A 13,612-nucleotide genomic window follows, 5' to 3' on the forward strand; every position below is an offset into this window, starting at 1 on the left:
GCCGGCCCCGCCCGAAGCTAGGTGCGGGAGGAGGGTCAGCGGTCGTTGTCGAGGTCGCGGCGGCGCTCGGCCTCGGCGCGCTCGAGCTTCTCGGAGAGCTCTTCCATCTTTTTGTTCTCCTTGCGCTGCTTCATCTGGCGCCGGATGGCGTAGCGCGCGACCGCCAGGCCCGTCAGCACCGCCACGCCGGCCACGAGCCCGAGGATGAACAGGGTCGTGGCGTTGACGTCGATGCCGACGAACTCGACCTGCCCGGCGCCGTTGAGCGAGTTGACCTCGGTGGCGAACACGCCGAGCAGGATCAGCACGACTCCGACGAGGATGACCAGCAGTCCCAGGATCAGCATGGGGCCGAGGCTACTGCGTCACGGCTCCGTCGTGGAGGGCTCGCCGGAGGCGAGCAGCAGGCCGAGCAACGCCGCTGCTCCCTGCTTGTCGAGGGGGTTGTTCTGGTTGCCGCACTTGGGTGACTGCACGCACGAGGGGCACCCCTCGGGGCAGGCGCACGACACGATCGCCTCCCGGGTCGCGGTGAGCCACTCGCGTGCGGCCCGGTAGCCGCGCTCGGCGAAGCCTGCGCCGCCCGGGTGGCCGTCGTGCACGAAGACCGTGAGCACGCCGGTGTCGGCATGTCGTGCGGTCGAGACGCCACCGATGTCCCAGCGGTCGCAGGTGGCGAACAGCGGCAGCAGGCCGATCGCGCAGTGCTCCGCCGCGTGCGCGGCCCCCGGCAGGTCGATCCCGGGCGGGAGCGCGGCGGCGAGCAGGTCGTCGGGCACCGTCCACCAGACGGCTGACGTCGACAGCGCGCGCTCGGGCAGGTCGAGCGGCTCCTCGGCCATGATCTCTCCGGAGGGCTGGCGCCGCTTGAGGTAGGAGACGACCTGGTGCGACACCTCGACGTCGCCGAAGGAGAGCCGGCACGGTCCCCAGTCCTGGTGGTCGCGCTCGGCGGTGATGGTGATGTCGGTGATCTCGCGAGCCGAGGTGGTGTAGCCGGGGAACCCGGGGGCGCACCGCGTCATGGTGGCGACGTGGTCGTCGAGGTCGAGGTCGTCGACGAGCCAGGTCTCGCCGCGGTGCAGGTAGACCGCGCCGGTGTGGGCGGTGCCGTCGGCGCGACTGCCGTCGACGGTGCCGATGACGCGGCCCGTGTGGGACTCGACGAGCGAGATGGCCGCGCCGCCGGCCGAGCGGATGTCGGTGAGGTCGGCCGCGCGGTGCCGGTCGGTCCAGTACCAGCCGGCGGCCCGGCGCCGCAGCAGGCCGGCCTCGGTCAGGGCGAGGGTGACCTCACGGGCACGCGGTCCGAAGAGGGGCAGGTCGGCCGACGTCAGGGGGCGTTCCTGCGCGGCGGCGCACAGGTGAGGGCCGAGCACGTGCGGGTTGTCGGGGTCGAAGACCTGCGCCTCCACCGGTCGGCCGAGCAGCGCCTCGGGGTGGTGCACGAGGTAGGTGTCGAGCGGGTCGTCGCGGGCGATGAGCAGCCCGAGCGCGTCCTGGGCGCCGCGGCCGGCTCGTCCGAGCTGCTGCCACAGGGCGGCACGCGTGCCCGGGAAGCCTGCAATGAGGACGGCGTCCAGGCCGTGGATGTCGATGCCGAGCTCGAGGGCGTTGGTGGCGGCGAGCCTGGTGATCTCGCCGGCACGCAACGACGACTCCAGGGCACGCCGCTCCTCGGGCAGGTAGCCGCCGCGGTAGGACGCCACCCGGCCGCCCAGCCCCGGCTCGACCTCCTCCAGGAGTGCGGCAGCAGTCAGCGCGACCTGCTCGACGCCCTGCCGCGAGCGCACGAACGCGAGGGTGGCGACGTCCTCGGCGACCAGGTCGGCCAGCAGGTCGGCGGTCTCCGAGCTCGCGGCCCGCCGCACGGGCGCGCCGTTCTCGCCGGTGAAGGAGGTGAGGGGCGGCTCCCACAGACCGAGGGTCAGCTCGCCGCGCGGCGAGGCGTCGTCGGTGACGGCGCGGACGTTGAGCCCGGTGAGGCGGGAGGCGGTGAGGGCCGGCTCGGCGGTGGTGGCCGAGGCGAGCACGAACGTCGGGGTGGCGCCGTACGACGCGCACACCCGCCGCAGGCGTCGCAGGACGTGGGCGACATGGGCACCGAAGACCCCCCGGTAGTGGTGGCTCTCGTCGATGACGACGTAGCGCAGCGAGGACAGGAAGCCGGACCACCGCTCGTGCCCCGGAAGGATCGAGCGGTGGAGCATGTCGGGGTTGGTGAGGACGTACTCGGCATGGGCGCGCGCCCAGTCGCGCTCGTCGCGGCTGCTGTCGCCGTCGCAGGTGGAGAGGCGCACGGGCAGGCCCAGCTCGAGCAGCGAGGAGAGCTGGTCGTGGGCCAGCGCCTTGGTGGGGGAGAGGTAGAGGGTCGCGGCGCCCCGTCGACCGTGCCGGTCGCGCGCGCCATGGGCGGCGCTCAGCGCGGGGAGCTGGTAGGCGAGCGACTTGCCCGAGGCGGTGCCCGTCGAGACGATCACGTGCTGCCCGGCCCACGCCGCCTCGGCCGCCTCGACCTGGTGGCTCCACGGCTGCGCGACGCCGCGCTCGGTGAAGGCGCGGCGTACGTCGGGGTCGACCCACTCCGGCCACGGACTGACCCGCGGCTCCCGGGCGGGCACGCGCTCGACATGGGTGAGCCGACCGTCGCGACCGGGGACGGCGGAGAGTCGATGCAGCAGGTCGGCCACCTGGCGGGAGGCGGTGGACGAGGGCATGGGTCGATTGTGGCAAGGCGCACCGACACCCGCGACGCGACCCGATCTGCCGGTTGTTGACGTGGTGGCGTGCACGGGCGCCGTGGACCATGGTTTGATACCCCAGGCTGGGTAGCGGGCTGTGTGCGTCCCGCTGCTGATACGAATGGCCCTCACCACCTGCCGCCACCTGCACAGCGCCTCCGGGAGAACCACGTGGACCTGACTCTGGAAACACGCGACGTCGATGGGCGCACCATCGTTGCTGTCGCCGGTGAGATCGACGTCTACACCGCCCCCAAGCTGCGCGACAAGATCACCGAGCTCGTCGCGGCCGGCACCTATCACCTCGTCATCGACATGGCGGCGGTCGAGTTCCTCGACTCCACCGGTCTGGGTGTGCTCGTCGGCGGACTCAAGAAGGTCCGGGCCCATGACGGCTCGTTGCACCTGATCTGCAACCAGGACCGCCTGCTCAAGATCTTCCGGATCACCGGGCTGGCGAAGGTGTTCGTCATCCACGAGAGCACCGAGGCCGCCCTCGCCTGAGGGCGCGTCAGGGCTCGTCAGGGCTCGCCAGGGCTCGTTGGGGCCCTCCTCCTCGCACGACACGCGTGTGGCCCACGTCACGACGTGTGCTTGCGCTGAGCCTCCGTCTGCGTAAACTCCGCTGCGTTCGGACATGACGTAGGTCACATCCGACCTCGCGTGACCCACTCCAAGCGCAGGAGGAAGTAGATGGCAGGCTCCATCTCTGCAGTCGCCCCGCTCGCTGTCGAAGTCTCCGGTGGCAATCTCGTCCTGGTCATCGTCGTCGCCCTGATCGCGCTCGGCGCGCTCGGGATGGCCGCGTTGTTCCGCAACGAGGTGCTGGCCGCCGCCGAAGGCACCGACAACATGAAGAACATCGCCCAGGCGGTGCAGGAGGGCGCGAATGCCTACCTGACCCGGCAGTTCCGGACGCTGGCCATCTTTGCGGCCATCGCGTTCTTCGCCCTGCTGGTGCTGCCGGCCGACGACCTGACGGTGCGGATCTTCCGCTCGGTGTTCTTCATCGTCGGCGCCGGCTTCTCGGCAGCAGTCGGCTTCCTCGGCATGAATCTCGCCGTCCGTGCCAACCTGCGCGTGGCCGCCGCGGCCGAGACCACCGGGCGGGAGCCCGCCATGAAGATCGGGCTGCGCACCGGTGCCATGGTCGGGATGCTCACCGTGGGCCTCGGCCTGCTGGGGGCCAGCCTGGTCGTGCTGTTCTTCCAGGACTCCGCGCCCGACGTCCTCGAGGGCTTCGGCTTCGGGGCCGCACTGCTCGCGATGTTCATGCGCGTGGGTGGCGGCATCTTCACCAAGGCCGCCGACGTCGGCGCCGACCTCGTGGGCAAGGTCGAGCAGAACATCCCCGAGGACGACCCGCGCAACGCCGCGACGATCGCCGACAACGTCGGTGACAACGTCGGCGACTGTGCAGGCATGGCCGCCGACCTGTTCGAGTCGTACGCCGTCACGTTGGTCGCCGCGCTCATCCTCGGCTCGCAGGTGTTCGGCGACAAGGGCCTGGTCTTCCCGCTCCTGATCCCCGCCATCGGCGCGCTGACGGCGGTCGCCGGGGTCTACCTCACGACACCGAAGGCCGGCGAGAACGGCCTGACGACGATCAACCGGTCGTTCTACCTCTCCTCGGGCATCGCAGCCCTGGCGAGCATCGTCCTGTCCTACCTCTACCTGCCCGGCGACTTCGCCGAGTTCGGTGCCGAGTTCGCCGTCTTCGAGGGCGACCCGCGCTTCATCGCCTCGGCAGCGGTCGTGATCGGCATCGTGATGTCTGCGGGCATCCTGGCGCTCACCGGCTACTACACCGGCACGGAGTACGAGCCGGTCAAGGGAGTCGGACGCACCTCGCTCACCGGCGCCGCGACCGTGATCCTCTCCGGCCTCTCGGTCGGGTTCGAGTCGGCTGTCTACACCACGCTGGTCATCGGTGCCGCCGTCTTCGGGGCCTACCTGCTCGGTGGTGCCGCGCTGACGGTCTCGCTCTTCGCGGTCGCCCTGGCCGGCACGGGACTGCTCACCACCGTCGGCGTCATCGTCGCGATGGACACCTTCGGCCCGGTCTCCGACAACGCCCAGGGCATCGCGGAGATGTCGGGCGACGTGAGCGAGGAGGGCGCGCTGATCCTCACCGAGCTCGACGCGGTCGGCAACACCACCAAGGCGATCACCAAGGGCATCGCGATCGCCACCGCTGTGCTCGCGGCCACGGCACTGTTCGGGTCCTACGCCACTACGGTCTTCGACAAGCTCGAGGAAGCCAACGTCGGCGCTGACGAGTTCTACCTGCTCGACTTCAGCGTCTTCAACCCCGCGGTCATCGTCGGCGTGCTCCTCGGCGCGTGCGTGGTCTTCATGTTCTCCGGCCTCGCGATCAACGCGGTCGCGCGAGCGGCTGCCGCGGTGGTCTACGAGGTGCGCCGCCAGTTCCGCGAGATCCCCGGCATCATGGAGGGCACCGGACGACCGGAGTACGGCAAGGTCGTCGACATCGTCACCCGTGACTCGCTCCGCGAGCTGGTCGCACCCGGCATCCTGGCCGTGATGGCCCCGATCGCGGTGGGCTTCGGCCTCGGGGCGACGGCGCTCGCCGGCTTCCTCGCCGGCGCCATCGGCACCGGCACCCTGATGGCGGTCTTCCTCGCCAACGCGGGCGGTGCGTGGGACAACGCCAAGAAGCTCGTCGAGGACGGCAACCACGGCGGCAAGGGCTCGCCGGCCCACGAGGCCACCGTCATCGGTGACACCGTCGGCGACCCGTTCAAGGACACCGCCGGTCCGGCCATCAACCCGCTCATCAAGGTGATGAACCTCGTCTCGCTGCTCATCGCGAGCGCGGTCGTCGGCCTGAGCGTCGGCGACGACCAGAACGACGCGTTGCGCATCTTCATCGCCCTGCTGGCCGTGGCGATCATCGCCGCGGCCGTCGTGGTGTCGAAGCGTCGCGAGTCGAACCTCGGGGACGACGTCCCGGTCCAGCAGGCCACTGCCTGATCCCTGTAGCGACCAGCAGCACCTCGTCGACCCGTCGCAGCTGCGGCGGGTCGACGTCGTCTCGGCGCCGGCACGACACGCCTTCGTGCGAGCCTGGGCCCATGACCCATCCATCACCCCGGCCCGCCCAGCCGCTGTGGGAGCTGCAGCGCCGGCTCCTCGCCGACCACGTCTACACCGATCTCACCCACGCCTTCCGTCCCGGGCAGCCGCACTTCCCGCAGTTCCCTGACGAGGAGCGGTCGCAGGTCTTCGACATGGCCGAGGGTGCCGGCTTCAACGTGCACCGCTACACGCTCGTCGGACAGTGGGGCACCCACGTCGACCCGCCGTCGCACTTCGTGCAGGGCGGTCGCACGCTCGACAAGGTGCCGGTCGAGCAGATGATCCTGCCGCTGGTGGTGCTCGACATCTCCGAGCGGGTCGCGGCCGACCCGGACGCGACGCCCACGCTGGCCGACGTAGCGGCTTGGGAGGAGCGCCACGGCCCGATGCCACAGGGCTGCTTCGTCGCGTTGCGCACCGACTGGTGGAAGCGGTGGCCCGACGCTGCTGCGACGACCAACCTCGGCGACGACGGTGCGAGTCATGTGCCCGGCTGGTCGCGGGAGGTGCTGGAGGACCTCATCGAGCGCGTGGGCGTGGTCGCGGTGGGCCACGAGCAGACCGACACCGACCCCGGCTCCTCCACCTCGGCGGGTGACTACGGCCTCGAGCTGCTCGTGCTCGAGGCCGACCTGTGGCAGCTGGAGCTGATGGCGCGCCTCGACGAGGTGCCCGAGGCAGGAGCGCTGATCGTCGCGTCCTGGCCCAAGCCCCTGGGCGGCTCGGGCTTCCCGGCGCGGGCCTTCGCCATCCACCCGCGGTGAGAGTCGTTCGACGCTGACACACTGATTGACATGCCCCGCGAGAGCCGAGGACCGCGCGGACGGACCGCCCTGACCGACTACTACCGCTGAGGTTGCGATGAATCCTGCTCTGGCCGCCCCGCTGCGCGAGGCCCTGCTCTCCGCCGACTTCACCTACGACGGCGTCGCCGAGGTCCTCGGCGCGCGCGCCCACGACGCGCTGGCTCGCAACGAGACGACGCCCGGCCTGCGTCGTACGACGGGTGGGAGCACGCTCGAGACCCTGGTGCGGCTCTTCCTCCTGCAGACCCCGGTGCCCGCAGCCCTGGCCGAGGCGGCCCTGCCGGGGCTCGTCGACCGTCTCGCCGTGGCCGGCCTGCTCGAGCAGAGCGTCAGCGAGGTGGCCGCGCGCCTGGACTGTCGGCCCTACGGCACCGACGACGACGAGCCGCTGTGGGTCGTCAGCGACCTCACGCCCGGGCTGGACGGCGGTCCGCAGCGCGTCGGCGGCGACCACGTGCTCGGCTTCAGCCCGGCCTCGACGTCGCTGGCTCAGCTCACCTTGCGCGAGCCGGTGGGCTCCGCGCTCGACCTCGGCACCGGGTGCGGGGTCCAGGCCCTCCACCTGGCGCGCCACTCCGAGCGGGTCGTCGCCACCGACGTCAACGCCCGCGCGCTCGCGCTGGCCCGGTTCAACGCCGTCCTCAACGACGTCGCCGACGTGGTGGAGGTGCGCGACGGGTCGTTCTTCGAGCCCGTGCGCGGCGAGCGGTTCGACCTGATCGCGACCAACCCGCCGTTCGTGATCTCGCCTGCGACCGGTGAGCGGCTGGTCTACCGCGACTCGGGCCTGCCCGGCGACCGGGTCGTCGAGGACATCGTGCGGGCTGCTCCCACCCACCTCAACCCCGGCGGCTGGTGCCAGGTGCTGGCCAACTGGGTGATCTCGGTCGACCGTCCCTGGGACGAGCGACTCGCTGAGTGGCTCTCCCCCGAGCACGACGCGCTGGTCGTGCAGCGCGAGGTGCTCGACCCTGCGGCCTACGTCGAGCTCTGGCTCAAGGACGCCGGACAGCACGGCGCCCCCGACTACCTCCACCGCTACGACACGTGGCTGTCGTGGTTCGACGAGCAGGGGATCGAGGCGATCGGGTTCGGCTGGATCAACCTGCACGCCTCCGATCGATCGGCGGCCCCGGCCGGGCGGCGTCTCGAGCTGCTCGAGTGGCCCTACGACGTCGAGCAGCCGATCGCACCGGCGATCCGTGACTGGGGCCTGGCCGAGCCCGGCGCGATCACCCTCGACAGCTTCCTCGTCACGCGCGAGGACGTCCTGCAGGAGAGCGCCGGACAGGTCGGCGCCGAGGACCCCTCCACGATCGTGCTGCGGCAGCAGCGCGGACTGCGGCGTGCGCGGCAGGTCGACACCGTCGAGGCCGCGCTGGTGGGCGCCTGCGACGGCGACCTGAGCGTCGGGCAGATCTTCGGCGCCCTGGCGAGCATCCTCGAGCGCGACGTCGCCGACCTCGAGACGTCGTACCTGCCGGTCGTGCGTGACCTGGTGGCGCAGGGCTTCCTGCTCTCAGCTCCCTGATCGCACCCCGGCGATGCCGAGTCGGCGCGTACACGCGCCGACTCGCGGTCCGGCGGGAGTAGCCTCGGGTTCGTGGCGACTGCAGGTTGGTACCCCGATCCCTCAGGTCACCCCGGCGCGTTCCGTTACTGGGACGGCGGCCGCTGGGGCGAGACGCTGGCCGACCACCCCTACGGCCCGCCGCCCGGAGGGGCCACGCCTACGCCGCCGCCTCCGCCCGGCGGGTTCGAGAACACCGCGGCCATCGGGCCGCTGCGGCCCACGGACCCCGAGTCCAGTGAGGCAGGCGCCGTACCGCCGCCTCCGCCACCCCCGGGACCGTCGACCCCGGCATACGGCACCCCGCTGCCCGCGATGAGCGAGCAGGCCGCGCAGGCCGAGCAGGCCGACAAGCGCCGACGACCCGTGCGCACGCTGCTCCTGCTCCTGCTCGCGATCCTCGCGACGCTGCTGATCGGCGTCGCGTCCTTCGTGGTGGTGCGCGACCTGATCGAGGACGACGCCGGCGCGGCGTCGTCGGACCAGCCGTCCTCGACCAGCGCGACCCCGGCCGCCGAGGACCCGACGCTCGACCCCTCCACGGCGGTGCCCGCCCCCGAGCCTGGACCGGAGGAGCCCGCGGTGGGGGTGCCCGTCGAGCCGCTCGACCCGACCGTCGAGCAGTGCTCCGGGGGACTCCCCGACCGCGGGGTCGAAGCGCCCCAGGAGGAAGCCCTGGCGGGCGGGGGGATCGAGGTGTGGGTCCCCGGCGACTTCGCCCCGGTGCTCGAGCAGGCCGCGGCCTTCACCTTCGCCGACGGCGTCACTGCCCGCTCCAAGCTCGTCGAGCAGAGCGAGACGAGTGGCTGGGTGGCGGTCTACGCCGCGGGTGCCCTGAGCCGTGCCAACGGGTTCGACTCCCCGGCCCAGGCCGCCGAGGTCGTGGCGGCCTGCGTCACGCAGTCGACGTCCTTCTACTCCAGCATCAGCGGCCTCGCCGAGCTCGGCTCGACCGAGGTCGTCCTCGACGGCCGCTCCGCCTGGGAGCTCACCCACGAGGTCCGGATCGACGACCCCGCCCTGACCGTCGAAGGTGACGTGATCAAGGTGGTCGTCGTCGACACCGGCGACGAGGCGACCTACGGGCTGTTCCTCAGCGTCGTGCCCATCGGTGACCGGGCGATGCTCGACGAGCAGGACGCCGCCGTCGAGTCGCTACGCGTGCCCTGAGGCGGGGTTCGGGGCGACCTCGGGGGAACGGTCGCCGAGGTGTCGCGGGTGTCCACTGACCACCCAGCGGCCACCCAGCGGCCACCCAGCGACCACCCAGCGACCATCGGGGTCTGGACACCACGCGCTACCGTGATCGGCCGTGAGCACCTTCTCGGACGGCATGCTCCGCTTCGAGATGCGTCACCCGGCGGATCTCGCGCTCACCCCGCAGTGACTCAGCAGTAAGGAAAGTGACCAGTTCGTGGCACACAAGTTGGTGATCGTCGAGTCCCCGGCGAAGGCCCGCACCATCGGCGGCTACCTCGGCGACGGCTACGTCGTGGAGTCCTCCATCGGTCACATCCGCGACCTCCCCAACAACGCCGCGGACACCCCGGCCAAGATCAAGGACAAGTCCTGGGGCCGGCTCGCGGTCGACGTCGAGGACGGCTTCACGCCCTACTACGTCGTGCCGCGTGACAAGAAGTCGCACATCACCAAGCTGAAGTCGCTGCTGAAGGACGCCGACGAGCTCTACCTCGCCACCGATGAGGACCGCGAGGGCGAGGCCATCGCGTGGCACCTGCTCGACGAGCTGAAGCCGAAGAAGGACGTCGTGGTCAAGCGGATGGTCTTCCACGAGATCACCAAGGCGGCGATCCTCGAGGCCGCCGCGAACCCGCGTGACATCGCGATGGACCTCGTCGAGGCCCAGGAGACCCGCCGCATCCTCGACCGCCTCTACGGCTACGAGGTCAGCCCGGTGCTGTGGAAGAAGGTCATGTCCGGCCTGTCCGCCGGGCGCGTGCAGTCGGTCGCGACCCGCCTGGTCGTCGACAAGGAACGCGACCGGATGAAGTTCAAGATGGCCTCCTACTGGGACCTCGAGGGCACCTTCGACGCCGGGTCCAAGCACGAGGCGCGGATGTTCCCCGCCAAGCTCTACTCGCTCGACGGCACCCGCGTCGCGTCCGGCTCCAACTTCGGCCAGGACGGCCTGCTCAAGGCGGGCGCCTCGGTCGTGCACCTCGACCGCACGCGCGCCGAGTCCCTCGTCTCAGCGCTGGCCGACTCGTCGTACGACGTCCGCTCGGTCGAGTCGAAGCCCTACCGCCGTTCGCCGTACGCCCCCTTCCGCACCACCACGATGCAGCAGGAGGCGAGCCGCAAGCTCGGCATGAGCGCGTCGGTGACGATGTCGGTCGCCCAGCGGCTCTACGAGAACGGCTTCATCACCTACATGCGTAGCGACTCCACCACGCTGTCGGGTGGTGCGGTCGAGGCCGCCCGCTCGCAGGTGCGTGAGCTGTACGGCGCCGAGTACCTCCCCGACACCCCGCGCACCTACGCCTCCAAGGTCAAGAACGCCCAGGAGGCGCACGAGGCGATCCGTCCGGCCGGCGAGTCGTTCCGCACCCCGGCGCAGACCGGCCTGACCGGCGACCAGTTCCGGCTCTACGAGCTGATCTGGATGCGCACCGTGGCCTCGCAGATGAAGGACGCCGTCGGGCAGAGCGTCTCGGTGCGCGTCGGTGGCGCCGCGACGACCGGCGAGGACGTCGTCTTCTCGGCCTCCGGTCGCGTGATCACCTTCCACGGCTTCCTCAAGGCCTACGTCGAGGGCACCGACGACGACGGCGCCAAGGACGACCAGGAGACCCGCCTGCCCAACCTCGAGCAGGGCGACTCCGTGTCGGCCGCGAGCCTGAGCGCCAACGGTCACGAGACCAAGCCGCCGGCCCGCTACACCGAGGCGACGCTGATCAAGGAGCTCGAGGAGCGCGAGATCGGTCGCCCCTCGACGTACGCCTCGATCATCGGCACGATCCTCAACCGCGGCTACGTCTACAAGAAGGGTTCGGCCCTCGTGCCGGCCTGGCTGGCGTTCTCGGTGATCCGGCTGCTGGAGGAGCACTTCCCGCGCCACGTCTCCTACGAGTTCACCGCCGAGATGGAGGACGTGCTCGACGAGATCGCCGGCGGCCGCAAGCGCCGCGTCGCCGAGCTCACCGAGTTCTACTACGGCTCCGACGACGTGCCCGGCCTCCACACGCTGGTCACCGAGCTCGCCGACATCGACGCCCGCGACAACGCGACCTTCCCGATCGGCGATCCCGAGGCCGGCATCAGCCTGCGCGTGGGTCGCTACGGCCCCTACCTCGAGGGCCCGGACGACGAGGGCAACCCGGCCGGCAAGCGGGCCAACGTGCCCGACGACCTGCCGCCCGACGAGCTGACGATGGAGAAGTGCGCCGAGCTCTTCGCCAATCCCGCGGGCGAGGAGATCGAGCTCGGGTCGCACCCCGAGACCGGCCTGCGCGTCGTGGCGAAGAACGGTCGCTACGGCCCCTACGTCACCGAGGACCTGCCCGAGGACGCTCCCAAGAAGGCCAAGCCGCGTACCGGCTCGCTCTTCAAGTCGATGTCGCTCGACACCATCACGCTGGCCGATGCCGTCAAGCTGCTGTCGCTGCCGCGCGTCGTGGGCGAGGTGGAGGTCGAGGTGAAGGCGAAGACCGGCGAGGACGGCGCTGAGATCCCGGCGACGACCGAGCTGGTCGAGATCACCGCGCAGAACGGTCGCTACGGGCCCTACCTGAAGAAGGGCACCGACTCGCGCTCGCTCACGACCGAGGACCAGCTCTTCACGGTCACCCTCGACGAGGCCATCGCGATCTACGCCCAGCCCAAGCAACGCGGCCGCGCCGCGGCTGCCCCGCCGCTCAAGGAGCTCGGCGCCGACCCGGTCTCGGGCCAGCCGATCGTGGTGAAGTCGGGCCGCTTCGGCGAGTACGTCACCGACGGCGAGTACAACGCGACGCTGCGCAAGGACGACTCGGTCGAGCAGATCACGACCGAGCGTGCCGCCGAGCTGCTCGCCGACCGTCGTGCCCGTGGTCCGGCCAAGAAGGCCGCCAAGAAGACGGCCAAGAAGGCGCCTGCCAAGAAGGCTGCGGCGAAGAAGACCGCGGCCAAGAAGACGGCGAAGACGGCCACGAAGAAGTCGGCCGCCAAGAAGACGACGAAGAAGGCCGCTGCGAAGAAAGCCTGACCGGGCGCGCGGGACGGTGTCGGCCGGTGCCGGTACCGTCTGCGACGTGACCTCCGGACCCGTCTACGCGCCGCACGGTGTCTTCGTCTGCTTCGAGGGTGGCGAGGGATCGGGCAAGTCCACCCAGTCGGCGCTGCTACGCGACTGGCTGAGCGACCAGGGTTATGCGCCACGCCTGACCTTCGAGCCCGGCGACACCCCCGTGGGGCGCGAGGTGCGACGCATCGTGCTGAGCCCCGAGACCGGGGTGCTCGCCGACCGCACCGAGGCCCTGCTCTACGCCGCCGACAAGGCCGAGCACGTCGAGACCCTCGTGCTGCCTGCGCTGGCGCGCGGCGAGGTGGTCATCACCGACCGCTACGTCGACTCGACCCTGGCCTACCAGGGCGCCGGCCGCTCCCTCGACGTCGCCGAGGTCGAGGCGGTGGCTCGATGGGCGACCGGCGACCTGCGGCCGCACCTGACCGTCGTCCTCGATCTCGAGCCGGAGGCCGGCCTGGGCCGCTTCGCCGAGCGCGACCGGATCGAGGGCGAGTCGCTCGACTTCCACCAACGCGTGCGCGAGGCCTTCGTGGCCATGGCGAAGGACGACCCCGACCACTACCTCGTGCTCGACGCCCGTGCCTCGGTCGACGAGATCGCCGCCCGGGTGCGCGACGCCCTCGAGCCCCTGCTCGGCCAGGCTGACCGGGCCGCCCGATGAGCGTCGCCGGCGAGATCGCCGCACAAGGGGTCTGGGCCGACCTCGTCGGGCAGCACCGCGCGATCGACGTCCTCTGGCCGGCGGCCGGTGGACGCGGCATGTCGCACGCCTGGCTCTTCACCGGACCGCCCGGCTCGGGCCGCTCCAACGTGGCGATCGCGTTCGCCGCGGCGCTGCAGTGCGAGCAGGCCGGGTGCGGCGACTGCCACGCCTGCCACACAGCGATCCTCGGCAGCCACGCCGACATCGCCCTGATCCGCACCGAGAAGCTGTCGATCGGCGTGGCCGAGGTGCGCGACCTGGTGCGCAAGTCGGCGTTGCGACCCGCCGGCGGGGGCTGGCAGATCATCATCGTCGAGGATGCCGACCGGCTCACCGAGCAGGCGGCCAACGCGCTGCTGAAGGCGATCGAGGAGCCGACCCGTCACACGGTCTGGATGCTGTGCGCCCCGACCGTCGAGGACGTGCTCCCCACGATCCGTTCACGTT

General features: G+C 71.1%; 10 protein-coding genes. 8 read left to right on the top strand and 2 right to left on the bottom strand.

From position 1 onward, the window contains the following. Nucleotides 1-35: 35 nt before the first annotated feature. On the bottom strand, nucleotides 36-347 hold the full coding sequence (locus VOI19_RS03390) for a hypothetical protein (protein ID WP_323791551.1): 312 nt from the start codon (nucleotides 345-347) through the stop codon (nucleotides 36-38). 18 nt (nucleotides 348-365) lie between these two features. Continuing rightward, nucleotides 366-2,717, bottom strand: a complete 2,352-nt coding sequence (locus VOI19_RS03395; RefSeq protein WP_323791552.1) for a DEAD/DEAH box helicase — start codon at nucleotides 2,715-2,717, stop codon at nucleotides 366-368. Between the two features lie 195 nt (nucleotides 2,718-2,912). On the opposite strand from VOI19_RS03395, the gene VOI19_RS03400 reads away from it, so the two are divergent. From VOI19_RS03400 to VOI19_RS03435, 8 genes are all read left to right on the top strand, one after another. After that, nucleotides 2,913-3,245, top strand: coding sequence for an STAS domain-containing protein (locus tag VOI19_RS03400; protein ID WP_323791553.1), 333 nt, complete (start codon nucleotides 2,913-2,915; stop codon nucleotides 3,243-3,245). Nucleotides 3,246-3,434: 189 nt separating this feature from the next. Continuing rightward, on the top strand, nucleotides 3,435-5,735 hold the full coding sequence (locus VOI19_RS03405; protein ID WP_323791554.1) for a sodium-translocating pyrophosphatase: 2,301 nt from the start codon (nucleotides 3,435-3,437) through the stop codon (nucleotides 5,733-5,735). Nucleotides 5,736-5,836: 101 nt separating this feature from the next. Beyond that, nucleotides 5,837-6,604, top strand: a complete 768-nt coding sequence (locus VOI19_RS03410; RefSeq protein WP_323791555.1) for a cyclase family protein — start codon at nucleotides 5,837-5,839, stop codon at nucleotides 6,602-6,604. 97 nt (nucleotides 6,605-6,701) lie between these two features. After that, the gene (locus VOI19_RS03415; protein WP_323791556.1) at nucleotides 6,702-8,177 is read left to right on the top strand and encodes a methyltransferase; all 1,476 of its coding nucleotides are present in this window, start codon (nucleotides 6,702-6,704) and stop codon (nucleotides 8,175-8,177) included. Between the two features lie 72 nt (nucleotides 8,178-8,249). Next, nucleotides 8,250-9,386, top strand: a complete 1,137-nt coding sequence (locus tag VOI19_RS03420) for a DUF2510 domain-containing protein (RefSeq protein ID WP_323791557.1) — start codon at nucleotides 8,250-8,252, stop codon at nucleotides 9,384-9,386. Between the two features lie 244 nt (nucleotides 9,387-9,630). Further along, nucleotides 9,631-12,420 (top strand): type I DNA topoisomerase, encoded by a 2,790-nt coding sequence (gene topA, locus VOI19_RS03425; RefSeq protein WP_323791558.1) that lies wholly within the window; start codon nucleotides 9,631-9,633, stop codon nucleotides 12,418-12,420. Between the two features lie 46 nt (nucleotides 12,421-12,466). Next, complete coding sequence (gene tmk / locus VOI19_RS03430; protein ID WP_323791559.1) at nucleotides 12,467-13,123, top strand: dTMP kinase; 657 nt, start codon at nucleotides 12,467-12,469, stop codon at nucleotides 13,121-13,123. Continuing rightward, the coding region (locus VOI19_RS03435) for an AAA family ATPase (protein WP_323791560.1) at nucleotides 13,120-13,612 on the top strand (493 nt) is incomplete at its 3' end. The genes tmk and VOI19_RS03435, both read left to right, overlap by 4 nt.

It is taken from the genome of Nocardioides sp. (assembly GCF_034670285.1).
Lineage (GTDB): Bacteria > Actinomycetota > Actinomycetes > Propionibacteriales > Nocardioidaceae > Nocardioides.